Source organism: Tabrizicola sp., assembly GCF_041911175.1.
In the GTDB taxonomy this organism is placed as follows: Bacteria; Pseudomonadota; Alphaproteobacteria; order Rhodobacterales; family Rhodobacteraceae; genus Tabrizicola.
The window spans coordinates 1-24,438 of sequence record NZ_JAYRPN010000078.1; the positions used below are offsets into that span (position 1 = coordinate 1).

Annotated in this window: 20 protein-coding genes; 9 read left to right on the top strand and 11 right to left on the bottom strand. The window is 67.5% G+C overall.

Annotated elements, in window-relative coordinates:
• Positions 1-116 precede the first annotated feature (116 nt).
• The 4 genes from ACE3P6_RS09885 to gabT form a co-directional block, all read right to left on the bottom strand.
• Positions 117-998, bottom strand: coding sequence for a phosphate acyltransferase (locus tag ACE3P6_RS09885; protein ID WP_374394349.1), 882 nt, complete (start codon positions 996-998; stop codon positions 117-119).
• Positions 999-1,057: 59 nt separating this feature from the next.
• Positions 1,058-2,167, bottom strand: coding sequence for a butyrate kinase (gene buk, locus ACE3P6_RS09890; protein ID WP_374394351.1), 1,110 nt, complete (start codon positions 2,165-2,167; stop codon positions 1,058-1,060).
• Positions 2,168-2,169: 2 nt separating this feature from the next.
• On the bottom strand, positions 2,170-3,609 hold the full coding sequence (locus tag ACE3P6_RS09895; protein ID WP_374394354.1) for an aldehyde dehydrogenase family protein: 1,440 nt from the start codon (positions 3,607-3,609) through the stop codon (positions 2,170-2,172).
• An 84-nt stretch (positions 3,610-3,693) separates the two neighbouring features.
• Positions 3,694-4,989 (bottom strand): 4-aminobutyrate--2-oxoglutarate transaminase, encoded by a 1,296-nt coding sequence (gene gabT, locus ACE3P6_RS09900; protein ID WP_374394356.1) that lies wholly within the window; start codon positions 4,987-4,989, stop codon positions 3,694-3,696.
• A 146-nt stretch (positions 4,990-5,135) separates the two neighbouring features.
• Here gabT and ACE3P6_RS09905 point away from each other — a divergent pair, with 146 nt between their 5' ends.
• The gene (locus tag ACE3P6_RS09905; RefSeq protein ID WP_374394359.1) at positions 5,136-5,714 is read left to right on the top strand and encodes a cupin domain-containing protein; all 579 of its coding nucleotides are present in this window, start codon (positions 5,136-5,138) and stop codon (positions 5,712-5,714) included.
• 31 nt (positions 5,715-5,745) lie between these two features.
• Here ACE3P6_RS09905 and ACE3P6_RS09910 read toward each other — a convergent pair whose 3' ends face one another.
• From ACE3P6_RS09910 to ACE3P6_RS09940, 7 genes are all read right to left on the bottom strand, one after another.
• A complete protein-coding gene (locus ACE3P6_RS09910) occupies positions 5,746-6,924 on the bottom strand; it encodes an ABC transporter substrate-binding protein (protein WP_374394362.1) in 1,179 nt (392 codons plus the stop codon).
• Positions 6,921-8,003, bottom strand: a complete 1,083-nt coding sequence (locus ACE3P6_RS09915) for a branched-chain amino acid ABC transporter permease (RefSeq protein WP_374394365.1) — start codon at positions 8,001-8,003, stop codon at positions 6,921-6,923. The genes ACE3P6_RS09910 and ACE3P6_RS09915 overlap by 4 nt, the downstream gene beginning before the upstream one ends.
• Positions 8,004-8,005: 2 nt before the next feature.
• Positions 8,006-8,914: a branched-chain amino acid ABC transporter permease gene (locus ACE3P6_RS09920; protein WP_374394367.1), complete on the bottom strand. Its 909-nt coding sequence runs from the start codon at positions 8,912-8,914 to the stop codon at positions 8,006-8,008.
• Complete coding sequence (locus ACE3P6_RS09925; RefSeq protein ID WP_374394369.1) at positions 8,911-9,630, bottom strand: ABC transporter ATP-binding protein; 720 nt, start codon at positions 9,628-9,630, stop codon at positions 8,911-8,913. Before ACE3P6_RS09925 ends, ACE3P6_RS09920 begins: the two co-directional genes overlap by 4 nt.
• Positions 9,630-10,355, bottom strand: coding sequence for an ABC transporter ATP-binding protein (locus ACE3P6_RS09930; protein WP_374394371.1), 726 nt, complete (start codon positions 10,353-10,355; stop codon positions 9,630-9,632). The genes ACE3P6_RS09925 and ACE3P6_RS09930 overlap by 1 nt, the downstream gene beginning before the upstream one ends.
• 1 nt (position 10,356) lies before the next feature.
• A complete protein-coding gene (locus ACE3P6_RS09935; protein WP_374394374.1) occupies positions 10,357-12,480 on the bottom strand; it encodes a hydantoinase/oxoprolinase family protein in 2,124 nt (707 codons plus the stop codon).
• 87 nt (positions 12,481-12,567) lie between these two features.
• The gene (locus ACE3P6_RS09940) at positions 12,568-14,316 is read right to left on the bottom strand and encodes a hydantoinase B/oxoprolinase family protein (protein WP_374394377.1); all 1,749 of its coding nucleotides are present in this window, start codon (positions 14,314-14,316) and stop codon (positions 12,568-12,570) included.
• Between the two features lie 305 nt (positions 14,317-14,621).
• On the opposite strand from ACE3P6_RS09940, the gene ACE3P6_RS09945 reads away from it, so the two are divergent.
• The 8 genes from ACE3P6_RS09945 (at position 14,622) to ACE3P6_RS09980 (ending at position 24,368) form a co-directional block, all read left to right on the top strand.
• Positions 14,622-15,575 carry a helix-turn-helix domain-containing protein gene (locus ACE3P6_RS09945; protein WP_374394379.1) on the top strand — a complete coding sequence of 318 codons (954 nt, stop codon included), beginning with the start codon at positions 14,622-14,624 and terminating at the stop codon, positions 15,573-15,575.
• Between the two features lie 186 nt (positions 15,576-15,761).
• Positions 15,762-17,945, top strand: a complete 2,184-nt coding sequence (locus tag ACE3P6_RS09950) for a 4Fe-4S binding protein (RefSeq protein WP_374394382.1) — start codon at positions 15,762-15,764, stop codon at positions 17,943-17,945.
• 12 nt (positions 17,946-17,957) lie between these two features.
• Positions 17,958-19,910 (top strand): TAT-dependent nitrous-oxide reductase, encoded by a 1,953-nt coding sequence (gene nosZ, locus ACE3P6_RS09955; RefSeq protein WP_374394384.1) that lies wholly within the window; start codon positions 17,958-17,960, stop codon positions 19,908-19,910.
• A complete protein-coding gene (locus ACE3P6_RS09960) occupies positions 19,910-21,238 on the top strand; it encodes a nitrous oxide reductase family maturation protein NosD (RefSeq protein ID WP_374394387.1) in 1,329 nt (442 codons plus the stop codon). Before nosZ ends, ACE3P6_RS09960 begins: the two co-directional genes overlap by 1 nt.
• A complete protein-coding gene (locus ACE3P6_RS09965) occupies positions 21,204-22,100 on the top strand; it encodes an ABC transporter ATP-binding protein (protein WP_374394391.1) in 897 nt (298 codons plus the stop codon). Before ACE3P6_RS09960 ends, ACE3P6_RS09965 begins: the two co-directional genes overlap by 35 nt.
• Positions 22,097-22,918 carry an ABC transporter permease gene (locus tag ACE3P6_RS09970; RefSeq protein WP_374394393.1) on the top strand — a complete coding sequence of 274 codons (822 nt, stop codon included), beginning with the start codon at positions 22,097-22,099 and terminating at the stop codon, positions 22,916-22,918. Before ACE3P6_RS09965 ends, ACE3P6_RS09970 begins: the two co-directional genes overlap by 4 nt.
• Positions 22,915-23,469 (top strand): nitrous oxide reductase accessory protein NosL, encoded by a 555-nt coding sequence (locus tag ACE3P6_RS09975; protein WP_374394396.1) that lies wholly within the window; start codon positions 22,915-22,917, stop codon positions 23,467-23,469. Before ACE3P6_RS09970 ends, ACE3P6_RS09975 begins: the two co-directional genes overlap by 4 nt.
• A gap of 2 nt (positions 23,470-23,471) precedes the next feature.
• Positions 23,472-24,368, top strand: a complete 897-nt coding sequence (locus ACE3P6_RS09980; protein ID WP_374394399.1) for an FAD:protein FMN transferase — start codon at positions 23,472-23,474, stop codon at positions 24,366-24,368.
• Positions 24,369-24,438: the final 70 nt, after the last annotated feature.

The window sequence follows — 24,438 nt, forward strand, 5'->3', positions numbered from 1 at the left end:
CACCGTGTAGGTCGAGTTGCACACCCGGATCTTCTGCTCCAGACCCGGGCTCAGATCCATCAGCTTCGACGCGCGGTTGAACATCAGGTCAACAGACTCGCGGAAACTGGGTTCGTTCAGGTGCTGCATGTCTGTTCTCCGGTTGTTGTCTGGTTGGTGTCCTGCCCCGCCCGGACCACTGCGGCGAGAAGAAGCCCGAGACGCCGCTGCTCCACCCCGTCGGCGCGCGAATTCAGCAGGACCGGCACCCGCGCACCCAGCACGATGCTTGCCGTGCGGGCCTGGCCGTGGAGCTTCCAGGCCTTGACCGTCGCGTTCCCGGCCTCGATCGAGGGGAAGAGGACCAGGTCGGCCCGTCCCGCCACCGGCGACGCGGCGAAACCCTTCTTTGCCGCCGCGGCTGGGGACAGGGCCACGTCATAGCCGAAGGGACCGTCGACCAGCACGGACCCGTCCCCCGCCGCCCATTCATCGCGCAAGGCGGCGGCGTCGACCGTCGCGGGCTGGGCGGGATGCACCTTTTCGGAGGCGGCGATGGCCGCAACACGCAGCGGCGCCACACCCAGGCCCCGGAACAGCGGCAGGGCGTTCAGCAGGATCGCGCGCTTCTGCTCCAGCGTCGGCAGGACGAGAATGCCGTTGTCCGTCGCCCCGATCAGGCGCGGGGCCGAGGGCATTTCGGCCAGCGTCAGGTTGGACAGCACCGGCGAGGCGCGCAGTCCGCTGTCGCGGGCGACCACGGCGCGCAAGTAAGCGGCGCTGTCGACGTTGCCCTTGACCAGTACGTCGGCCTCGGCCGCATGGATCGCAGCGACGGCCAGCACGGCGGCTTCGGCGGCGCTGGCGGCGGGGCGGATCTGGACATGCGGGGCGAGCGCAGGGGGAAGCAGCGCAGCGATCCGGGCGGCATCGCCCGCAAGGATGGCTCCGCAGATCAACCCTTCGGCCAGCGCCGCCGACAGCGCTTCCAGCGTGGCCGTGTCTTCGGCTCCTGCCACGGCGGGGCAGAGTGGCGGGCGGCTCTTCGCGGAGATTTCGAGATCGGAGAAGTTGCGGATCACCACGGCATCGGCTCCACCTCGGGCGTGACGGGCCAGCGCCGCGCGCTTTCGACCCCGGCAAGAACGCGGGCGGCCCCGGCGGCAAGGGCCTCGCTTTCATGGCTGCCAGGGAAGCAGGTGACCGGGGCGAAGCTGCCGATGCGGTCTGTCAGCGCCTTGCTCAGGCGCGGCGAGTGGACCATGCCGCCGGTCAGCACGATGGCGTCGGGGCGGAAGTCCAGGACGGCGGCCATGCTGCCGATGGCCTTGGCCACCTGGTAGACCATCGCCTCCCAGACCAGACGAGCCTTGTCGCCGCCGCCGTCGATCATCGTCTCGACCCGGCGCATGTCCTTGGTGCCGAGATAGGCGAAGACCCCGCCCTGCCCGTAGAGTCGCCGTTTCAGCTCGTCTTTGCTGAAGCGACCCGAATAGCACAGGTCGATCAGCGGCATCGGCGGCAGGCCCCCGGCGCGTTCGGGCGAGAAGGGCGAGGCCTCCATCCGGTTGGTGCTGTCGACGATGCGGCCGTCGCGGATCGCGGCCACGGAAATCCCCGCGCCCAAGTGGGCGACCACGGCGTCAAGGTCTTCGAACGGCTTGCCCAACTGCGCCGCCAGCTTCCTCCCGCAGGCGCGGATGTTCAGGGCGTGGACAAAGGAAAAGCGCGGGATGTCGGGGCAGCCCGAGATGCGGGCGACCGGGGGCAGCTCGTCGACCGACACCGGATCGACGACGAAGGCGGGACAACCTGCGGCCTTGGCAATCCGAAGCGCCAGCGGGGCGCCGAGGTTCGAGGCATGGTGATGCACCGGGCGGTGCAGGGCGAAATCGACCAGTGCTTCATTCACCGCGATCACCCCGGCGGGCACGGGCGAGAGCATGCCGCCGCGTCCGGCCACGGCCGCAAGGCGCACACCACCCGGTATGGCGTCGAGAAATGCCTGCACAGCCGCCGCGCGGAAGGGCAGTTGCGCGGCGATGCTGTCGAAGCGGGCCATAGCCGCCTCGTCATGGTCGATGGTTTCGTCCAGCACCGGGCGGACGCCACCGGCCTCGGGCAGGAACAGGCCGAGCCGCGAGGTGGTGGTGCCGGGATTGATCGTCAGGATCAGCGAACGGGACATGCCTAGCCCCCGAAACTGTAGGCGGTGCGGGTGGTGGTGTAGAACTCCACCGCCTGGCGGCCCTGTTCGCGGGACCCGTGCGAGCTGCCCTTCGTCCCGCCGAAGGGGACGTGGAAATCCACGCCGGCCGTGGGCAGATTGACCATGACCATGCCCGCGCGCGCGCCGTGGCGGAAGGCGCGGGCCTGTTTCAGAGACCCGGTACAGATGCCCGCCGACAGCCCGTAGTCGCTGTCATTGGCTTGAGCCAGCGCCTCGTCGAAGTCCCCGACCCGGATCACGGCGGCGCAGGGGCCGAAGATTTCCTCGCGCGCCACGCGCATGGCGTTGCGCGCGTTCAGGAACAGGGCCGGGCGCTGGAAGTAGCCGTCGGTCGGCCCGTCCACCCTCTCGCCGCCAATCACCTCGCAGCCCTCGGTGCGCGCAAGGGCGACGTAGTCGAGGTTGGACTGAAGCTGTGCCGCCGAAACGACCGGGCCGATCTGGCTGGCGGGGTCGAGCGCGGGGCCCACGCGCAGCGCCTGCATTTCGGCACTCAGCCGAGCGACGAAGGCGTCGTGGATGCCCGCCTGCACGATCAGCCGCGACGAGGCGGTGCAGCGCTGGCCGGTCGAGAAGAAGGCCCCGTTCAGGCAGGCGGCGACGGCGAGGTCCAGGTCGGCATCGTCCATCACCAGCATCGGGTTCTTGCCGCCCATTTCCAATTGCAGCTTCTTCATGCCTTCGGCCCCGGCGCGGGCGATCATGCGGCCGGTCTGGGCCGAGCCGGTGAAGGAGATCGCCGCAATGTCGGAATGGGCCACCATCGCGCGCCCGACCACCGAGCCCGGCCCCATGACCAGGTTGAAGATGCCGGGCGGGCAGCCTTCTTCATGAATGATGCGGGCCAGCAGATGTGCGGTGCCGGGGACCATTTCCGCAGGTTTCAGCAGGACGGCATTGCCGAAGGCCAGCGCCGGGGCCAGTTTCCAGGCCGGGATCGCGGCGGGGAAGTTCCAGGGGGTAATCAGGCCGATGACGCCGATCGGCTCGCGCGTCACTTCGATGTCGACGCCGGGGCGGACCGAGGCCAGCGCCTCGCCCGGGATGCGCAGCGCCTCGCCGCCGAAGAAGCGGAAGATCTGCGCGGCGCGGCGGGTTTCGGCGATGGCCTCGCTCAGGATCTTGCCCTCCTCGCGCGCCAGCATGCGACCGATCTCCTCGGCTTCGGCCTCGATGCGACGGGCGACGCGGTCCAGAAGGTCGGCGCGCGCGAGCGGCCCCTTTGCCTGCCAGGCTGGCAGAGCGGCACGCGCGGCCTGCACGGCGCGGTCCACATCCCCGGCGGTGGCGGCGGCGTAGTGGCCAACAAGGTCCGAGAGGTCAGAAGGGTTGCGGATTTCGGTCAGGTGATCGCCCGGCATCCAGGTGCCGTCGATCAGGTTCAGATGCGCGTCGGACATGGCGGCGGTCCTTTTGGTCAGCACGGGATTGCCCCCTGCCCGGGATTGGCGGGCAGGAGTGCGTTGCAGGCGATCGGAAGGGGATCAGGCGGCCAGTTTCATCACCGCCGCTTCCAGAGCGGCTTCCAGGATGTCGAGCGCCTCGTCCAGCTGCGCCATCGGGATGGTCAGCGGCGGCAGAAGGCGGATCACGTTGTAGCGGGTGCCGCAGGACAACAGGATCAGGCCGCGCGCCTCGGCCTCGGCCACGACGGCGGCGGTCAGGGCGGCGTCGGGGGCATTGGTGGTGCGGTCGGCAACAAGTTCCAGCGCGTTCATCGCCCCAAGGCCGCGCACGTCGCCGATGCATTCCATACCCTGCCGCGCCGCGATCTGGTGCAGGCGGGCGCGGATGACCTCGCCGATGGCCTCGGCCCTTGTGCAGAGGTCTTCGTCGGCGATCACGTCCAGCACGGCATGGGAAGCCGCCACCGCCAGCGGGTTGCCGGCATAGGTGCCGCCGACGCCGCCGGGGTTCGGGGCATCGACGATCTCGGCCCGCCCGGTGACGGCGGAGAGCGGGAAGCCCCCGGCAAGGCCCTTGGCCATCGTGACAAGGTCCGGGGCCACGCCGGAATGGTCGAAGCCGAACATCCGCCCGGTGCGCGCCATGCCTGCCTGCACCTCATCGGCGATCAGGACGATGCCGTGCCGGTCGCAAATCGCGCGCAGGGCGCGCAGGAAACCGAACGGGGCAATATTGAAACCGCCTTCGCCCTGCACCGGCTCGATGATGATCGCGGCTATGCGTTCGGGGTCGACGGAGGACGCGAAGAGCCGGTCGAGCTGGGCCAGCGCCTCGGCCTCGGTCACGCCGTGGAAGGCGTTCGGGAAGGGCGCATGGACGATTTCGGGCGGCATGGCACCGAAGCCCTTCTTGTAGGGCGCGACCTTGCCTGTCAGCGCCATGCCCAGGAGCGTGCGCCCGTGGAACGCGCCGGAGAACGAGATGACACCGGACCGCCCGGTATGGGCGCGGGCCATCTTTATCGCATTCTCCACCGCCTCGGCGCCCGTCGTTACCAGCATGGTTTTCTTGGCAAAATCGCCGGGAGTGGCGGCGTTCAACCGTTCGGCAAGCGCGATGTAGCCCTCATAGGGGGCGACGTGGAAGCAGGTGTGGGTGAAGGCCTGCGCCTGGTCCGCCACCGCCGCCATCACGCGGGGATGGCGGTGGCCGGTGTTGTTCACCGCGATGCCGGCGGCGAAATCCAGGAAGCGGCGGCCCTCGGCGTCCCAAAGCTCGGCGTTTTCCGCGCGGGTGGCGTAGATGCTGCGGGTGGCGACGCCACGGGCAACGGCGGCGGACTTGCGGGCGGAAAGCTGGGCGGTGGCGCTCATGACTCGGCTCCTGATCTGAGATGGTGTTTCGCTAGCATCGCTCAATATTTTGCGCAAATAGATTTATGATCCTGCGCACCGGAAGACAAAAGATTGTGCGCTGCCCACCCAAGGCTTATGGTCGCCGACAGGACAGGATGGCGGGCATGAGAGATTTCAGCGTCGGAGACAGGTTGCGGCAGATGCGGCAGACCGCAGGCCTGTCGCAGCGGCAGCTGGCCGAGGCATCGGGGGTGCCGCATGGCCAGATCTCGATGATCGAGACCAACCGTTCCAGCCCCTCGGTCGCATCCCTGCGCAAGATCCTGGGCGGGCTTTCGGTGACCATGTCGGAATTCTTCGAGCCCGACGCCCCGGTCAGCCAGTCGGTCTTCTTCAAACCGCAGGACTTGCGCGACCTGACGACACGGCTTTATTCGACGCTGGACGATCCGCGCGGCAAGATCACCCTGCAGCAGGTCGGCGATGCCAAGGCGCACAACCTGCAAATCCTGCACGAACGCTATGAGCCGGGCGCGGATACCGGCGCGCAGATGCTGGAACATGTCTCGCACGAGGGAGGGATCGTCATCGCGGGCGAGATCGAGGTGACAGTGGGCGAGCAGAGCGCAGTCTTGAAGGCGGGGGACAGCTACCTGTTCGATTCGACCCAGCCGCATCGGTTCCGCAACATCTCGGACCGCGAGGCGGTGGTGGTCTCGGCCTGCACGCCGCCGTATCTGTAGGGGGCGCGGGTCGACCCCGCGCCCCGCGACATCATTTCTTCATCAGCACGTCCAGCGGCACCGGCTCCGAGATGCGCCATTCGTCGACGCGGGCGGGCTTGCCGCCCGTGATCTCGATGATCTGCATCAGCGCGGTGTTCTGGTGGTGCAGTTCGGGGGTGAAGCTGCGGGGGCCGAAGGCCGTCGGTTCGTCGCGCATCTTTTCCAGTTCCGCCGTGACCGCCGCGCCATCGACCGTTCCGGCCCGCTCGACCGCCTTGGCCCAGAGGTCGATCAGCACATAGCCCGGATAGGCATACTGGCTGGCCGGACGGGCACCGGTCTTGGCCTCATAGGCCTTGTTGAAGGCCTCGACTTCCGGGCGCGGATCGTCGCCGTAGATCGAGCCCTGGACAGGGACGACGAAGCCAGACAGGTCCGGGGTCGCGTCCAGCCAATAGGAGCCGTCCACCGCCGATCCGTTCAGGATCAAGGAGTTGATCCCGGCCGCCCGCAACTGGCGCACCGCCGCAGCAGCCCCCGGCATGACCGAGCAGAGCATGATCACGTCGGGTTGTTCCGGCAGGTCCTTGATCCGGGTGATCTGGCTGGCGATCGAGGCATCGTCGTTCTTGAACGTGTCGCTGCCGACGATCTGGGCGCCTTCCAGCTGCGGGAACATCCAGTTGAAGCCGGTGCAGATGCCCTTGTTGTATTCGATGAAGGTGTCTTCCAGCACATAGGCGGTGCGGGCCTCGCGCTTGGCATGGGCCCATTCGGCCATCGTGGCACCCTGGACCGGGGCAAGGACGGAGGACGAGAAGCTATTCGGCCCGACGCCCTGGATCCCGGCCTTCACGTCCTCGGCGCAGAGAAAGAAGCTGTTCATCCCCTCGCCCTCCGCGACCAGCGCGGCGGGGGCGCCGAAGTCGTAGTCGCAGGACACGACCATCATCTCGGCGCCCTGGTCCAGCACGTCGAGGCCCGCCTTGGCGCTTTCGGCGCGGTCGGTGCGGGTGTCGGCCTCGACCACCTTGATCTGGCGGCCGAGAAGGCCCCCGGCGGCGTTGATCTCGTCGATGCGGATCATCGCGGCGGTGGCGGCGGGGGTGTCGTAGGCCTCCATCCAGCCGGATTTCGCTATGGCGAAGCCGATGGTCAGGTCGTCTTCGGCGGCAGCCGGGACGGCCAGCGCCGCCAGCGCCAGAAGGGGAAAGGCAAGTCTTTTCATGGGGTCTCTCCTGTGGGTTGGGTCGGTTCTCTGTTCGTTGCGTCCGGCCGCGCGACCCAGCGGGCGGGCAACATCACCTCGCGCCCGGCCATCAGGCCTGCGGGACGGAAGATCAGGATCAGGATCATGGCGATGGCGAGGATGATCTCCTGGCTGCCGGGGGGCAGGGAAAAGGTCACGGCGCCAAACGACACGCCCTTTTCCAGCCGAACCAGCCCCTCGACCGCGATGGAAAGCGCCAGCACCCCCACCACCGCCCCGGACAAGGAGCCGACGCCGCCGAGCACCAGCATGGCGAGCAGCAGGAAGGTCAGGCTCAGGTAGAAGCCGTCGGGATTGATGACGCCGATGAAATGCCCCATCAGTGCGCCGCCTGCGCCGCAGAAGAAGGCCGAGAGCGTGTAGGCCAGCAGCCGGTGGCGGTAGCGGTCGATGCCCGAGGCGGCGGCGGCGACCTCGTCCTCGCGCGTGGCCCGCAGGGCAAGGCCCGAGGCCGAAGCGGCATGGAGCGCGGCGATCAGGATGGCGGCCACGGCCCAGGCCAGCGCGACCCAGGGGGTGACATAGCGGTCAAGCCCCACGACCGAGGAGGTGCCGCCGGTGACAGGCGTCCAGTTCGCCCAGATCGTGTTGACCATCGCCAGGAAGGCGAAGGTCGCGATCGAGGCGGCGATCCCGGACAGGCGCAGAATGGCAGCCCCGGTCAGCAGCGCGACCAGCGCAGCAACGATCCCGCCTGCAACCGCTGCGGGCAGGACGTGCCAGTGTGCGGCGGTGATGGCGTCGGGGAGGCCGGGCAAGAGGGTGGCCTTCATCTCGGGCTTCAATGTCGCCCAGGCCGAGACATAGGCGCCGATGCAGGCAAAGGCGGCGTGGCCGAAGCTGACCACCCCGGAATTGCCGACGAAGATCCAGAACCCCACCACCAGCGTGACGCGGATCAGCGTCTCGGCGGCCATGCGGGCGATGGCGCGGTCACCCAGCGAAAGCGCCACCAGCACGAAGGCCAGCAGGAGAAGCGCCAGCACCAGCGGCGTCGTGGCGGCCATGCGGCGGCGGATCATGTGCGGACTGGCCATGCTCAGACCCTCGGCTTGCTGCCCACGGGGGCGAAAAGGCCCTGCGGCCGGAACAGGAGGACAAGGATGACGCCGCCGTAGAGGAAGGCGTCACGGAAGGGTCGCGCCTCGGCGGGCAGGCCGGCCTGAAGCAGGGCGGAGGCCGCGCCGATGGCAAGACCGGCAGCGACCGCCCCCGACAGGCTACCCATGCCGCCGACCACGGTGGCGATGAAGGCCACCAGCATGATCTGGCCGCCCATCCGCACATCGGCCACGCCGGTCTGCGCGACCAGCACCAGCGCCACCACAGCAGCCAGCGCACCGGACAGCGCGAAGGCGCCCGAGATCACCCGGTTCGACCGCACGCCCAGCATCCGGGCCATCGTGAAATCCTCGGCCGCCGCGCGCATTTCGAGCCCGATCCGGGTCTTGCGCAGCATGAGCGCGAGGCCCGCGAGGATCACGATCACCGTCGCAATGACGATCAGTTGCAACAGGGGCACCGACGCGCTGCCGATCTGCACCGGCTGGCCCAGTTCGGCCCAGAGGCTGACCGCCTTGGGCCTGCCGCCATAGAGCACCAGGAGCAGGTTTTGCAGCGCCACGCCCAGGGCGAAGCTGCCGACCATCAAGGCCACGGGCGAGGCATTGCGCATCGGGCGGAACACCAGCGCCTCGGCCAGGACGGCAAGCCCGGCGCCGAAGGCCAGCATCACGGGGATCAGGACCGGCGCGGGCAGGCGGCCCAGACCCAGCACCGCCATCGCGTCGGTCGAGGGCAGGATCAGCGCGAAGACCGCGCAGGCGATGAACTGGCCGTGGGCGAAGTTGACCAGTCGCATGACCCCGAAGATCAGCGCGATCCCCAGGGCGGCGATGGCATAGATCCCGCCAAGCGCAAGGGCGTCGAACAAGAGTTGCAGGCTCATGCCGCACCTCCGAAATAGGCTTCGGTCAGAAGGTCCTTCGCGGCAAAGTCGGTGGCATCGCCATCGGCCACGATCTTTCCGCCGCGCATCAGGAGCATCCGCCCGCCCACGCGCGCCGCCCGGGCCGAGGATTGCTCGACGATCACCAGCGTCAGCCCGCGCAGGGCCTGAAGCTGGCAGAGCCGGTCATAGACTTCGTCCACCACCTTGGGGGCGAGGCCGAGCGAGGGTTCGTCGACCAGCATCACCTTGGGGTTGGTCATCAGGGCGCGGGCGATGGCCAGCATCTGCTGTTGCCCGCCCGACAGCGCCCCGGCACCGGAGTGCGCACGGTCGCGCAGGATCGGGAAGGCGGTGAAGACGGTCTCCAGGTCATCGGCCACCGCGCTGCGGTCACGCCGCATCCCGGTGCCGACCATCAGGTTCTCCTGCACGCTCAGGCTGGGAAAGATCCGCCGCCCTTCCGGCACCATCGACAGCCCGCGCCGGGCGATGGCTTCGGGGCCGAGGCCGGAGAGGATCGCGCCATCCATCTCGATCCGGCCATGTGCGGCACGGACGGACCCGGCGATGGCGGAGAGAAGCGAGGATTTCCCCGCCCCGTTCGGGCCGGAGACGAAGACCCGCTCGCCCTCGGACACGGTGAAGGACAGGTCGGAGATGGCCGTCAGCTTGCCGTAGCGCACTGCAAGGTCGAAGACGCCGAGCTTCGCCATCACGCGGCCTCCGCATGGGCGCCGAGATAGGCTTCGCGCACCGCGGTGGAGCCGAGGATCGCCGCCCGGTCGCCGCGCTCGATGATCTTGCCGCCGTCCAGCACCACGACATCGGAACAGACCGACAGGACGAGGCCGACGTTGTGTTCGATGAGCAGGCAGCCGGTGCCGCGCTCAGAGGCGATGCGGCGGATCAGGGCGGCAAGGTCGGTGGCCTCGGGTTCCGACATCCCGGCGGCGGGTTCGTCGAGCAACAGATAGGCGGGTGCCCCCATCAGCGCACGGGCGATGGCGACGCGGCGTTCGTCGGTATAGGGCAGGCCCGCGGCAGGGCGGCTTTCCAGCGCAGCGATCCCCATCCAGCGCAGAAGCTCGCTGGCCTGGTGTTCGGCCTCGGACCGGCCGAGGCCAAGACCGACGCCGGTGCAGGTCAGGTTGTCCAGCACGTCGAGGCCCCCGAACAGCCGCCCGGCCTGGAAGGTCCGCGCCACCCCGGCCCGGCGCATGCGGTGGGCGGGCAGGGCCGAGACGTCCCGCCCCTCCAGCGCCACCCGCCCGGCCGTCGGGCGCTGGAACCCGGTCAGGACATTGACGCAGGTGGTCTTGCCCGCCCCGTTCGGGCCGATCAGCCCGACGATCTGCCCCGGCGCCACCGACAGCGAGACATCGGTCAGCGCGCGGAAGCCGCCGAAGGCGACCCCCACCTCAACCAGCGCCAGCGCCATCTCAGGCCACCTCGACCGTGCGGGCGGTGCGCTGCGGCTGGGCGGTGTCGGTGGCTGCCGTCACGACATAGACCGCCGAGGCGTCGAGTTCCGCCATCCAGCCGGGTTCGATCACGATGGTCGTGGTGACTTCCTGGATCACCGCAGGGCCGGTGATCCGGTCGCCCGCCCCAAGCTGTGCGCCCTCGTAGACCGGCGTCTCGTGCGGGATGCCGTCGGCAGTGAAGATCATCTCGCGCGTGCCTTTCAGCGCGGAATGCGCGCCCTTGCCGGGGGCTGAGGTCATGCGCGCAGGCTTGTCCACCGCGCCGGTGATGGCGCTTTCGACGTTGACGACTTCAACGGCGCTGTGCGGTTCGGAATAGGTGTACAGCTCCTCGTGGCGGGCGTGGAAAGCGGCCTTCAGCCGTTCCAGCGCGGCTTCGGTGATCTCGAACGGGTCGATGTCCACCGTGCATTCATGCACCTGCCCGACATAGCGCATGTCGAGGCTGCGGCGGATGCCGATACGCTCTTCGGTGAAGCCATCGGCCATCAGGTCGTTGCGACCCCGGCCTTCCAGCTCGCCGAACAGCCGGTTCAGGCGGCCCGCTGCCTCGGCGCCTTCCAGACGGGCGGCGACGGGGGCCATGTAGTTGTACTTCACGTCCGACAGGATCTGGCCGAAGGCGCAAAGCCCCGAGGCGAGCTTGGAGATCAGCACCTTGCGGATGCCCATCTCGCGGGCGAGCGCCGTGATATGCGCCGCCGTCGCCCCGCCCGCGCAGTTCAGCACGAAGTCGCGCGGGTCGTAGCCGCGTTCGACCGAGACGCGGCGGATGGCGTTGACCATGTTGTTGTTGACGATGGTGAACATGCCATAGGCCGCCTTTTCCACGCTGATCCCCAGCGGGTCGGCCAGATGGGTCTTGATCGCGCGGCGGGCCTTGGCGACGTTCAGCGGCAGGCGGCCGCCGACCAGGCCATCGGGGTTCAGGTAGCCCAGCACCAGGTTGGCGTCGGTCGTGGTCGGCTTCTCGCCGCCCTGGTCATAGCAGGCGGGACCGGGTTCTGACCCTGCCGATTGGGGTCCCATCTGCATCAGACCCATGCTGTCGATCCAGCCGATTGAGCCGCCGCCCGCGCCAAGCGTCTCGACCTGGATCATCGGGATGCCGATCCGGTAGCGCAGGAAGTCGATGTTCTTCGACACGTTCGCCCGCCCGTCGCGGGTCAGGGTGATGTCGAAAGAGGTGCCGCCCATGTCGACGGTGATGATGTCCTTCGTCCCCCAGGGCTCGCCCAGCCAGAGCGCGGCCTGCGGGGCCGAGGCGGGGCCGGAGTTGATGGCATAGACCGACTGGTCGCTGACGACATGCCCCAGCGCCAGCCCGCCGTTCGACTGGAAGTAGCGCACCGGGTGCCGCGCGCCGAGCGACTGGAAATAGGCGTCCACCGCCTCGACATAGCGTTGCAGGATCGGGGCGAGGTAGGCGTTGACGATGGCGGTCGAGGTGCGGGTGTATTCGCGCACCTGCGGGTAGAGCTGGCTGCCGACGGTCAGGCGGACATGCGGCATCATCTCGCGCACGATCCCGGCCGCGCGGGCTTCGTGGTCGGGGTGCAGGACCGACCAGACGAAGCTGATGGCGACCGATTCCACCCCTTCGCGCAGGAAGTGGCGGCAGGCGTCGCGGACCTGGTCTTCGTTCAGGGGGGTATGGACCCTGCCATTCGACAGCACGCGTTCCGCCACGCCGCGCCGCAGGTAACGCGGCACCAGCATGGTCGCGGGCGGATACTCCGGGTCGTAGCGGTAGCCGTCTTCCTTGTGCCCAAGGCGGATCTCGATGCTGTCTTCATGGCCCGCCGTGGCGATCAGCCCGGTCTTCGCACCATTGTGGGTGATCAGCGCGTTCAGCCCGACCGTGGTGCCGTTGATGCAGAGATCGGCATTCGAGACGATCTCCTCGGGCGACAGGCCGGTTTCCTCCTGGATCAGCCGAAGGCCGTTGCGGATCGCGGCGGTCGGGTCGTTCGGGGTGGACAGTGCCTTGAAGATGCGCACGCCCCCCTTGCGGTCGGCCAGGATGAAGTCGGTGAAGGTGCCGCCCGCGTCGATGCCAAGGCGATACTGGTTCTGCATGGGATGGGTCCTTTCGGGTGGCCGAGGTCGCACGGGGGGCCGCCTGCCCCCCGACCCCCGGGGATATTTTGGCAAAGATGAAGGGGATCAGGCTGCGCGGAGGCGGCGCGTGGCCTCGTGATCGACGGTCAGGCTGTCGCGGTCGGTGATGACGACGCCGTAGTCCAGCCGGGCGCCGTCGAGGCTGACCAGGCCGTTGCGGACATCTTCCACCACCTTCTGCACCTCGCGTTCAAACGGGTTGCCATAGCCGCCGCCGCCGGGGTTCTTGTTGGCCGCGCGCTCGCCGGGCTGGATGGTCTCGATCACGTTGTCGGTGATGATGGTGGTCGCACCATTCCGGGTGAGTTCCAGGCGACCGACCTTTTTCTCCACCATCGTCGATTTGGCCCCTGCCGCACCCATCGCCGGGATGCGGCGGCCCTCGCCGAAGGTGATCAGCGTCATCGGGGTGTCGAGCGGTTCCACCTCCCAGCAGGTGCCCGACCCGCCGCGGTTCCGGCCCGCGCCGCCCGAGTCCTCCATCAGCGAATAGCGGTGGATGATGATCGGATAGCTGTGTTCCAGCATCTCGATGTCACCCGAGGTCAGCGCACCGAAGCAGCATTCCGGGCCGACCGCGTGCCAGCCATCCGCCTGCGCCGTGGCCCCGGCGCCCGAGATGATCGAGGCCAGCACCATCGTCACATATTCCTCGTCGTGGCGCTTGTCCCAGCCGGCGATGTTGCAGCCGTTGGCATGGCCCCAGCTGGCCGAAACCTTGTGCGGGGCCGCCTGTTCGAAGGCCAGGCGCACCGCGTCGGTCAGCGTCTCCATCGGGGTCGTGGTGCAGTTCATGTGCGGTGCCGGGGACTTGGCGTTGCAGAGCGTGCCCTTCGGCCCCATGTCGGTGGTCACGCAGCGGTAAAGGCCCTCGTTGTAGGGCGGGGGCAGCTGCGCGAACATCATCAGGCCCAGGTAGACGCCAGAGTGGCTGTTCCCTTCGTAGCTGTTGATGAAATAGGGGATCTGCGGCGGCGAGGAGATGGCGATGTGGCAGCCGTCGCCCTTGATGGTCACGGTGGCCTCGATCTGGAAATCGCCATAGCCGTGGCCCGCGTCTTCCAGGATGGCGGTACCGGTGTAGGTGCCGTCCGGCACTTCGGAAATCAGCTTGCGCATATGCGCCTCGGCCATGTCCAGAAGCTCGGCGATGCAGTCCTGCACCGTTTCCTTGCCGTATTTCTTCATCAGGTTGACCAGGTTGCGCGCACCGACCTGGCAGGCCCCGATCAGCGCGTTGAAATCGCCCTCTTGGTCGCGACGGGCGCGCATGTTGGTGAGCAGCAGGTTCATCACGTCCTTGCGCGGGCGCCCCCGGTCCCAGAGCTTGACCGGCGGGATGCGCAGGCCTTCGGCGAAGATCTCGGTGGCGTTCGGGTTGTAGCCCGCGGGCACCGGCCCGCCGATATCGGTCAGGTGGCCCTTGCAGACCGTCCAGAACGCCAGCTCGCCCTCGTAGAAGACCGGCATGTACATGCAGGTGTCGATGATATGCGACCCGCCGTAGGCCGGATCGTTGTGCAGGATCAGGTCGCCCTCGTGGATGTCGCCCTCGAAGAACCGCGCCACCGACTTCATCGCCGGGATCAGGCTGCCGAGGTGGATCGGGATGTCCTGGCCTTGCAGGATCATCTCGGGCGTGTGGTTGAACAGCGCCGTCGAATAGTCATGCGCCAGGTTGAACACCGAAGACCGCGCCGTCTGTTCCAGCGTCAGGGTCATCTCGCGCTGGGTCGTCTCCAGCACGCCCCGCACCACCGACAGCGTGATCGGGTCCACATTGCGTTTGGTCATCCATTTCCTCCCCGGATGGGAAAACGGCACCGGACGGCTGCGGGTAGTCCTGATTTTCCTCCCGTCGCGTCCGGGCTGCTTTCCAGCCTCTCTCATTGCGCAAGACTGGCCGAAATCCGGGGGCCGATCTTGCAGCGCAGGGCACGATCCTTTGCATCTGCGTGCAGCTGGGCGGGTGCATTTGTCGCTGAGCGCACAATGCCTTGAACCTCAGCGCACGGCCCGGTGCCGCCCCAGCATTCGGGCTTGATGCAATGCGGTTTCGCGCCTATCGATTCTGGGACGGCGCTTTGGGGAGAGGGCGCATGGAATTCGTTGCTCACAGCACCGACCAGGTCATGCCGAGCCAGCGCTCTTCGCACTGGAACCGCGTGATTGCCGAGACATATTTTCCCTTGCAGCTTGCCTACCGCGATGCGGCCTCCTTCACCGGCACGCTGGAACGGCGCGAGATGGGCAGCGTCTCGCTTTCGCGCCTTGCCACGCAGCCGATGCAATACGAACGCAGGCCAACGCACATTTCGCATACCCGCGAGGAAGAATACCTGATCACGGTTCCCCGCCGCAGCCCGGTCGAGTTCAAGCAACTGGGACGCGAGGTCCGCTGCGACCCTGGCGGCTTCATCCTGGAACGCGGCGACGAGCCCTATCGCTTTGCCTATGCCGACCCGAACGAGCTGAGCGTGCTGAAGATCAGCAAGAAATCGCTGGCCGAGAAGGTCCGCGACCCCGACAGGTTCTGCGCCCATACCATCGACTCTCGCATGGGGCTGCCGTCCCTCTTCACCTCGATGATGGAGCAGATGCATTCCCTGCCGCTGACCGCCGGTCGCGCCGCCGAGGTGCTGGGGCGGCAAATGGTTGAGGTCCTGGCGCTGGTGCTGGACGAGGCGGCGGGCGAGGACAGCCAGGTCCGCACCGCCGTCCGCTCGGGGCATCTGCGCCGGGCCGAACAGGTGATCCGCAAGCACCTGTCCAATCCCGCGCTGTCGCCCGAATTCGTCGCCGACGCCTGCGGAATCTCCAAGCGCTACCTGCACGAGCTGTTCGGCGACACCAACCAGACGGTGTCGCAATTCATCCGTGACGAGCGGTTGATCGCGGCGCGGGATCTGATCGGATCGTCGCCCGCGCTGTCGATGGCCGAGATCGCCTATCGCTTCGGCTTCTGCGACCAGGCCCAGTTCTCGCGGCTGTTCAAGGCCAAGTTCGACCGGCCCCCGACCGAATGGCGCAAGCACGGTTCGGTTGCAGCCTAGGTCCGGGCCGGAGGGTGATTGTTGCATCCGCCGTCGCGGGCGCAGCGGGAATCGACTATCCTGCGCGAACAAAACCCGATTTGGCGCGTTGGGGCCAGGCCCCTGCCGTGTCTTCCGGTAGCTTGAGTTAGGTCAAGGCCCGCTCCGCAGCGCCGGACTAAGCAAGGGCCAACTTTTGGGGGCCCCATGAAAGCTCTTCTTCAACTACTTCTGGCACTTGCCCTGCTGCTGCCCCTTCCGGCCGCTGCAGAATCAGTCCTGGAAACCCTTCTGCCCAAGGTCACCGCGTCCGATCTGGTCGAGGGGGCCGAAGGGTTCGGGCCCGTCCGCAAGGATGCGCCTGCGGTTCCGGTGCTGAAAGGCGGAGAGACGATCGGCTGGGCCTTCGTCACCAGCGATTTCGTGTCGACCACGGGATATTCCGGCAAGCCCATCCACACGATGGTCGCGGTCGACAAGGACGCGAAGATCATCGGCGTCAAGCTATTGAAACATTCCGAGCCCATCGTGCTGATCGGGATTCCGCAGGCCAAGATCGACGCGCTGGCGAAAAGCTATGTCGGCGTCGACCTGGTGGCCGAGGCGAAATCGGGGGGCACATCGCATGACCTCGACATCATCTCGGGCGCGACGGTCACGGTGATGGTGATCGACGATTCCATCGTGCGGGCCGGGCTCAAGGCGGCGCGGGCGATGGGGCTGGGGGGCCTTGCGCCCGAGACGGCCAGCGCCGGCCCGGCTTTCGAGATGAACCCCGATGCGACGGCGGCCTCGGACTGGATGGCGCTGGAGGGCGACGGCACGCTGCGGCGGCTGTCGCTGGACGTGGGCCAGGTCAACGCGGCCTTCGCGGCGTTGGGTGATCCGCGCGCCACGGAAAAGGCGCTGAAAGAGCCGCCGGAGACCACCTTCATCGAGATGCAGGCCGCGCTGGTGTCGCAACCGGCCATCGCCAAGGCGGTGCTGGGCGAGGGCGAGGCGGCGAACCTGAAGACCTGGCTGCAGCCGGGCGAGAATGCCATCGTCATCGTCGGGCGCGGGCTCTACAGCTTCAAGGGGTCGGGCTATGTGCGCGGCGGCATCTTTGACCGGATCGTGCTGATCCAGGACGATGTCTCGGTCCGGTTCCACGACAAGATGCACAAGCGGGTGGTTGCGGTGCAGACCCCCGGCGCGCCGGAGTTCACCGAGGCCGACCTGTTCAAGATCCCCGCCGACGTGGGCTTCGACCCGACCAAGCCGTTCCGAATCCAGCTTCTGGTGCATCGCGAGGTGGGGCCGATCGAGAAGCTCTTCACCACCTTCGACCTGGGCTACCAGCTGCCCGAGAAGTACCTGCGCCCGGTTGCGGTGCCCGTTGCCACCGAGGATACCGGCCCGGCAGAAGCGGCGGCGGCTGAGGACGAGTCGGCGGCGCAGCAGGCGTTGTGGAAGCGGATCTGGGCGGACAAGCGGCCGCAGATCGCGGTCACCGCGGCGATGCTGGCGGTGCTGACGCTGGTCTTCTTCTTCCAGCATTTCGCCGTCCGCAATGCCCGCCGCTTCTACTGGTTCCGCATGGGCTTCCTGACAGTGACGCTGGTCTTCCTGGGCTGGTATGCCAATGCGCAGCTGTCGGTGGTGAACCTGATGGCGCTGTTCGGGGCGCTGGTCAGCGGGTTCAGCTGGCAGGCGTTCCTCCTCGACCCGTTGACCTTCATCCTGTGGTTCAGCGTGGCGGCCTCGCTGATCTTCTGGGGAAGGGGGGCCTATTGCGGCTGGCTCTGCCCCTTCGGCGCGCTGCAGGAACTGACGAACCAGATCGCCCGCAAGCTGCACATCCCGCAATGGACGCTGCCCTGGGGCCTGCATGAAAGGCTGTGGCCGATCAAGTACATGATCTTCCTGGGACTTTTCGGTGTGTCGCTGGCAAGCATCGAACAGGCCGAACATCTGGCCGAAGTGGAGCCGTTCAAGACCGCCATCATCCTGAAATTCGTCCGCGCCTGGCCCTTCGTGGCCTATGCGCTGGCGCTGCTGGCGGCGGGGCTGTTCGTCGAGCGCTTCTTTTGCCGCTATCTCTGCCCGCTGGGCGCAGCTCTGGCGATCCCGGCACGCATCCGCATGTTCGACTGGCTGAAGCGCTACAAGGAATGCGGCAACCCCTGTCAGACCTGCGCCATCGAATGCCCGGTCCAGTCGATCCACCCGACGGGCGAGATCAACCCGAACGAATGCATCGATTGCCTGCATTGCCAGGTCCTGTACCAGTCGACGACCAAGTGCCCGGTCGTGATCAAGAAGCTGAAGCGGCGCGAGACCGCTTCGGCAAGCCCGGCCCGCAACATCTCGGGCCATCCGAACCAACCGAAACCCCAACCTGCTGAATGAAAGGGACAGATCATGTCTGAACGACCCACCTCGGGGATCTCACGCCGCGGCCTTCTGGGGGCCACCGCCGGCGGCGCGGCGCTTGCGGGCGCCTTGGGCGGTCGCCTGGCGCTTGGCACCGGCGCAGGTGTCGGCGCGCTGGCGCTTGGCACCTCGGCCGCCGTCGCACAGGCGGCGGAAGGCTTCGAAGTTGCACCCGGCCAGCTTGACACGCATTACGGCTTCTGGTCCTCGGGCCAGACCGGCGAGATGCGCATCCTGGGCATCCCGTCGATGCGCGAGCTGATGCGGGTTCCGGTGTTCAACCGCTGCTCGGCCACCGGCTGGGGCGAGACCAACGAATCGATCCGCATCCACCAGCGGACGATGACCGAGAAGACCAAGAAGCAGCTGGCCGCCAACGGCAAGAAGATCCACGACAACGGTGACCTGCACCACGTCCACATGTCGTTCACTGACGGCAAGTACGACGGCAAGTACCTGTTCATGAACGACAAGGCGAACACCCGCGTCGCCCGGGTCCGTGCCGACGTGATGAAGTGCGACGCGATCCTGGAAATCCCGAACGCCAAGGCAATCCACGGGATGCGGCCGCAGAAGTTCCCCGGCACGAAGTACATCTTCTGCAACGGGGAGGACGAGGCTCCGCTGGTCAACGACGGCTCGACGATGACCGACGTGTCGACCTATGTGAACATCTTCACCGCAGTCGACGCCGAGCAGATGATGCCGGCATGGCAAGTGATGGTGTCGGGCAACCTTGACAACTGCGATGCGGACTATGAAGGCAAATGGGCCTTCTCGACCAGCTACAACAGCGAAATGGGCATGACGCTGGCCGACATGACCGCCGCCGAAGCCGACCACGTCGTCGTCTTCAACATCGCCGCGATCGAGGCTGCCATTGCCGCGGGCGAGGGCGAAGAGCTGAACGGGGTCCGTGTTCTGGACGGCCGCAAGGACGCGAAGAGCAAGTTCACCCGCTACATCCCGATCCCGAACAACCCGCACGGCTGCAACATGGCGCCGGACAAGGTTCACCTCTGCATCGGCGGCAAGCTTTCGCCCACCGTCACCGTGCTGGACGTGACCAGGTTCGATGCCCTCTTCGACGCCGATGCCGATCCGCAGACCGCCATCGTCGCGCAGCCGGAACTGGGCCTCGGCCCGCTGCACACCGCCTTCGACGGCAACGGCAACGCCTATACCTCGCTGTTCCTCGACAGCCAGGTGGTGAAGTGGAACATCGCCGACGCGGTGAAGGCCTATGCCGGTGAGAAGGTCGATCCGATCAAGGACAAGGTGGACGTGCAGTACCAGCCCGGCCACCTGAAGACCGTGATGGGCGAAACGCTGGAAGCGGAAAGCAAGTGGCTCGTCTGCCTCTGCAAATTCTCGAAGGACCGCTTCCTGAACGTGGGTCCGCTGAAACCCGAGAACGACCAGCTGATCGACATCTCGGGCGACAAGATGGTCGTGGTCCACGACGGCCCGAACTTCGCCGAACCGCATGACGCCATCGCCGTGGCGGCCTCGAGGGTGAACCCGCTGTCGGTCTGGAAGCGCGACGACAAGATGTGGGCCGAGACCCGCAAGCAGGCCGAGGCGGACGGGGTCAACCTGGACGACTGGCAGGACATGGTGATCCGCGACAAGGACGATCCGAAGAAGGTCCGCGTCTACATCTCCAGCCAGGCGCCCAGCTTCGCGCTGGAAAGCTTCACGGTGAAGGAAGGCGACGAGGTCACGGTGACGGTCACCAACCTGGACGACATCGACGACCTGACCCACGGCTTCACGATGGGCAACCACGGCGTCGCGATGGAGATCGGGCCGCAGGCGACTTCCTCCGTCACTTTCGTGGCGGCGAATGCCGGGGTCTACTGGTACTATTGCCAGTGGTTCTGCCACGCGCTGCACATGGAGATGCGCGGCCGGATGTTCGTGGAGCCGACCGGGGCCTGATGATGAAGCCTGTCCTTGCCCTTCTCATGCTGCTCTCCTCGCCGCTTCTGGCGGCGGAAGTGCAGGTCATGCCGGGCGAGGGCACTTTGGCCGCAGCCATCGCCGGGGCCGCTCCCGGCGATGTGCTGCTGCTTTCCGGCGGGGCCTATCTGGGCCCCGTCATCCTCGACCGCACGCTGACGCTGCAAGGCGACGGCAGCACGGTGGTCGACGGGCAGGGCAAGGGGACGGTGATCACCGTCACCGGCGACGGCGTCGTCCTGACCGGGCTGAAGGTCATCGGCTCGGGCAATGACAACCAGGCTATCGATTCCGGGATCAAGGTCGTGAAGGGTGCCGACGGCACGCGGATCGAGGGCAACCGGCTGGTCGAGAACATGCACGGCATCGATGTGCATGGCGGGCTCGACACCCTGGTCCTGAACAACGTGATCGAGGGCAGGCAGAACCTGCACATGAACGAACGCGGCAACGGGATCTATGTGTGGAACAGCCCCGGCACCGTGATCGAAGGCAACAATGTCCGCTGGGGCCGCGACGGGCTGTTCTCGAACGCGTCGAAGAAGGGCACCTACCGCAACAACATCTTCCGCGACCTGCGCTTCGCGGTCCACTACATGTACACCCATGACAGCGAGGTGTCGGGCAACGTCAGCATCGGCAACCACCTTGGCTACGCCATCATGTTCAGCGACCGGGTTGTGGTGAAGGACAACCTCTCGCTCGGCGACCGCGAGCATGGGGTGATGCTGAACTTCGCCAACAACGCCGACGTGGCGGGCAACCTGGTGCGGGGCGGCACCAAGAAGTGCCTGTTCATCTACAACGCCCACAAGAACCTGATCGCCAACAACCGCTTCGAGGGCTGCGGCATCGGCATCCACTTCACCGCCGGGTCGGAACGCAACATGCTGACCGGCAATGCTTTCATCGGCAACCAGGAACAGGTGAAATACGTCGGCACCCGCTTCATGGAGTGGAGCTTCGAGGGACGCGGCAACTACTGGTCCGACCATCCCGCCTTCGACCTGAACGGCGACGGCATCGCCGACGGGGTCTACCGCCCGAACGACCTGATGGACCATATCCTGTGGTCGCAACCCTCGGCTGCCCTGCTCACCGGCTCTCCCGCCGTGCAGCTGGTGCGCTGGTCGCAGTCTTCCTTCCCGGCGATCCTGCCGGGCGGCGTGACCGACAGCCACCCGCTGATGCAGCCGATCACCATCCCCGTCCCCGACGACATCGCGCTCATGGAAGCCGCCGTCGCCGGGCGCTGGACACAAGGCACCTACGATGACATCGACCCTGACGATCTCGGAACTCACTAAGCGCTTCGGCGAGGTGGCGGCGCTGACCGGCGTCAGCCTGTCCGTCGCGCCCGGCGAACGCGTGGCGCTCTTGGGCCACAACGGCGCGGGCAAGTCGACGCTGATGAAGATCATCCTCGGCCTGATCCCCGCGACCAGCGGCGCGGTCACGATCTGCGATGCCGCCCCCGGCTCGGCCGCGGCCCGTCGCGCGGTGGCCTACCTGCCCGAGAACGCCGCCTTCCACCCGGCGCTGACGGGCCTGGAGCAGACCCGCCACTACCTTGCCCTGCGCGGCGAGGACCAGTCGCAGGCGATGCCCCTTCTGGAGAAGGTCGGCCTCGGCCACGCCGCCCGGCGCCGGATCGGCACCTATTCCAAGGGCATGCGCCAGCGCGTCGGCCTGGCCCAGGCGCTGATCGGCCATCCCCGGCTTCTGGTGCTGGACGAGCCGACTTCGGGCCTCGACCCGGTGTCCCGGCGGGAATTCTACGCTCTCCTCGACGATCTGGCGGCGAAGGGGGCCTCGATCCTCCTCTCCTCGCACGCATTGACCGAGGTAGAGGCGCGGACCGACCGGATCGTGATCCTCTCGAAGGGCCGGATGGTGGCCGAGGGCTCGCTGCCCGATCTGCGTCGCCGCGCCGACCTGCCGGTCGCGCTGCATGTCACTGCGCGGAACGGCTATGCGCCCGACATCGCGAAGGCGCTGCCGGGTGCGATCATGGTCGACGGCGCGCTGCACCTGACCTGCCCGCAGGCCGAAAAGCTGGAGACGTTGGGCCGCATCGCGGGGCTCGGCGACAAGGTGGCCGACCTCGACGTGCTGCCGCCCAGCCTGGAAGACCTCTACGCCCATTTCAGCCAGGGGGGCCTGCAATGATCCGCATCCTCTCCACCGCCCGGACCGAGTTCCGCATCGCGCTCCGCAACCGCTGGGTCGCCATCGCGCTGGTGCTGATGGCGGTCTTCTCGCTGGTCCTCGCGCTGGCCGGGTCGGCCCCCACCGGCGGGCTGGGGGTGGACCGGCTGTCCGTCACCGTCGCCTCGCTCACCTCGCTCTCGGTCTACCTGATCCCGCTCCTCGCCCTCCTCATGAGCTTCGACGCCATCGCCGGGGAAACCGAACGCGGCACGCTGCCGCTTCTGCTCGCCTATCCCATCGCGCGGTGGGAGATCCTGCTGGGCAAGCTCCTCGCCCATCTCGCCATCCTGACGCTCGCCGTCCTCCTCGGCCACGGCCTCGCCGCCGCGGTCACCTTCTGGTCCGACCCGACCGCCGTGAAGGGCCTGCCCGCGCTCTGGCGGCTCTCGTGGTCTTCGGTCCTTCTGGGTGCCACTTTCCTCGGCGCGGGCTATGCGCTGTCGTCGCTGTCCCGGCGTCCGTCCGGGGCCGCAGGGCTGGCCATCGGGCTCTGGCTCGGCCTCGTCGTCCTCTACGATCTCGCGCTGCTGACGGCCATCGTCGCCGACAACGGCGGCTGGTTCACGACCGACGCTTTCCCGATCGCGCTCCTCGCCAACCCGGCCGATGCGTTCCGGCTGTTCAACCTCACCGCCTCGGGCGCCACCGCCGCCGCTGCCGGGGTGGGCGGGGCTGCCGATGCCATCCCGCTCTGGCAATCTTTGGCTTCGGTCCTGATCTGGCCCTTCGCCGCACTGGCCCTTGCCGCTGCGGCCTTCCGAAAGGTCACGCCATGAAACGCGCGCTTCTCTTCGCCCTCGCCCTTGCCGCCTGCAAGGAAGAGGTTGCGCAGAACACCGACCCGCTGCCGCTGGCGCCCGAGACGCTGGGCTATTTCTGCCAGATGAACCTCATGGAACATGAGGGGCCGAAGGGCCAGGTCCACCTTGACGGCCTGCCCGGCGCGCCCCTGTTCTTCAGCCAGGTCACCGACCTTGTCACCTACTTGCGCCTGCCCGAACAAAGCAACACCGTGCTTGCGATCTACGTCAGCGACATGGGGGCGGACGGCGCGACCTGGGCGCAACCCGGTGCGGCGAACTGGACCGATGCGAAGACCGCAACCTATGTCGTGGGCGCCGATGTGACCGGCGGCATGGGTGCGCCGGAACTTGCCCCCTTCGCCGACCCGGCCAAGGCCGAAGCCTTCGCGGCAGTGCACGGCGGCTCGGTCATGGGGCTGGAGGCGATCCCCGACAGCGCGCTTGCGCCGCTGACCCCCAATGTTGCGGAGGGCGATGACGACTACGCCCGCCGCCTGAAATCCCTGTCCGGAACCGAGGGCTGACCATGCTGACCCGTCGCCGCTTCATCGCCATTTCCGCCGCTCTCGCCCCCTCGATGGCGCTTGCGCAGAAGTCTGACCTGCATGTCGAGACCGGCATCGCGCTTGGCGCCAAGGTCACGCTGCGGCTGGAACACCCCGAAGCCCCCCGGCTGGCCGCGCTGGCTATGGCCGAAATCCGGCGGCTGGAGCAGGTCTTCTCGCTCTACCTGCCCGACAGCGATCTGGTGCGGCTGAACCGCGATGGCCGACTTGCCGAGCCGCCGTTCGAGCTGCTGGAATGCCTGGCCCTGGCCGGTTCCGTCCATGCCGCCAGCGAGGGGCGCTTCGATCCGACGGTGCAACCGCTGTGGCGGGCCGAGGCATCCGCGCGCGAGGCCGGAGTGCCGCTGTCGGAGAGCGACCGTGCCAAGGCAAGCGCGCTGATCGGCTGGGCCTCGGTCAGGCTGGAGCCCGAGGCGATCACCCTGAACCCCGGCATGGCGCTGACCCTGAACGGCATCGCGCAGGGCTATGTCGCCGACCGGTTGGCGACGCTGCTGGCCGGGCATGGCCTGACCCGCGCGCTGATCGACACCGGCGAGATGGTGGCCCTGCCCGATGGCGACTGGCCGGTGCAGCTGGAAGCCGGGGGCAACCTGGCCCTGCGCAACCGGGCGCTGGCAACGTCCGCGCCCCTTGGGATGACCTTCGGCGGCGATGGCGTCACCAGCCACATCCTCGATCCGCGGACCGCACGGCCCGTCCTGTCGACCTGGCGCGTTGTGTCGGTTTCCGCGCCCTCGGCAGCCCTCGCCGATGCCCTGTCGACTGCGGCCTGCCTGACCGAGAACCGGGAGAGCATGGAAACCCTCTGCCGCGCCTTCCCCTCGGTGATCGTCGAGAATGCCGTCTCGGCCTGAGTGCTGGCTCGCGGGCTCCGAAACTCGCTAAAATCAGACGGGTTAAGCCGCCGTAAAGCCTGCGTCTGCT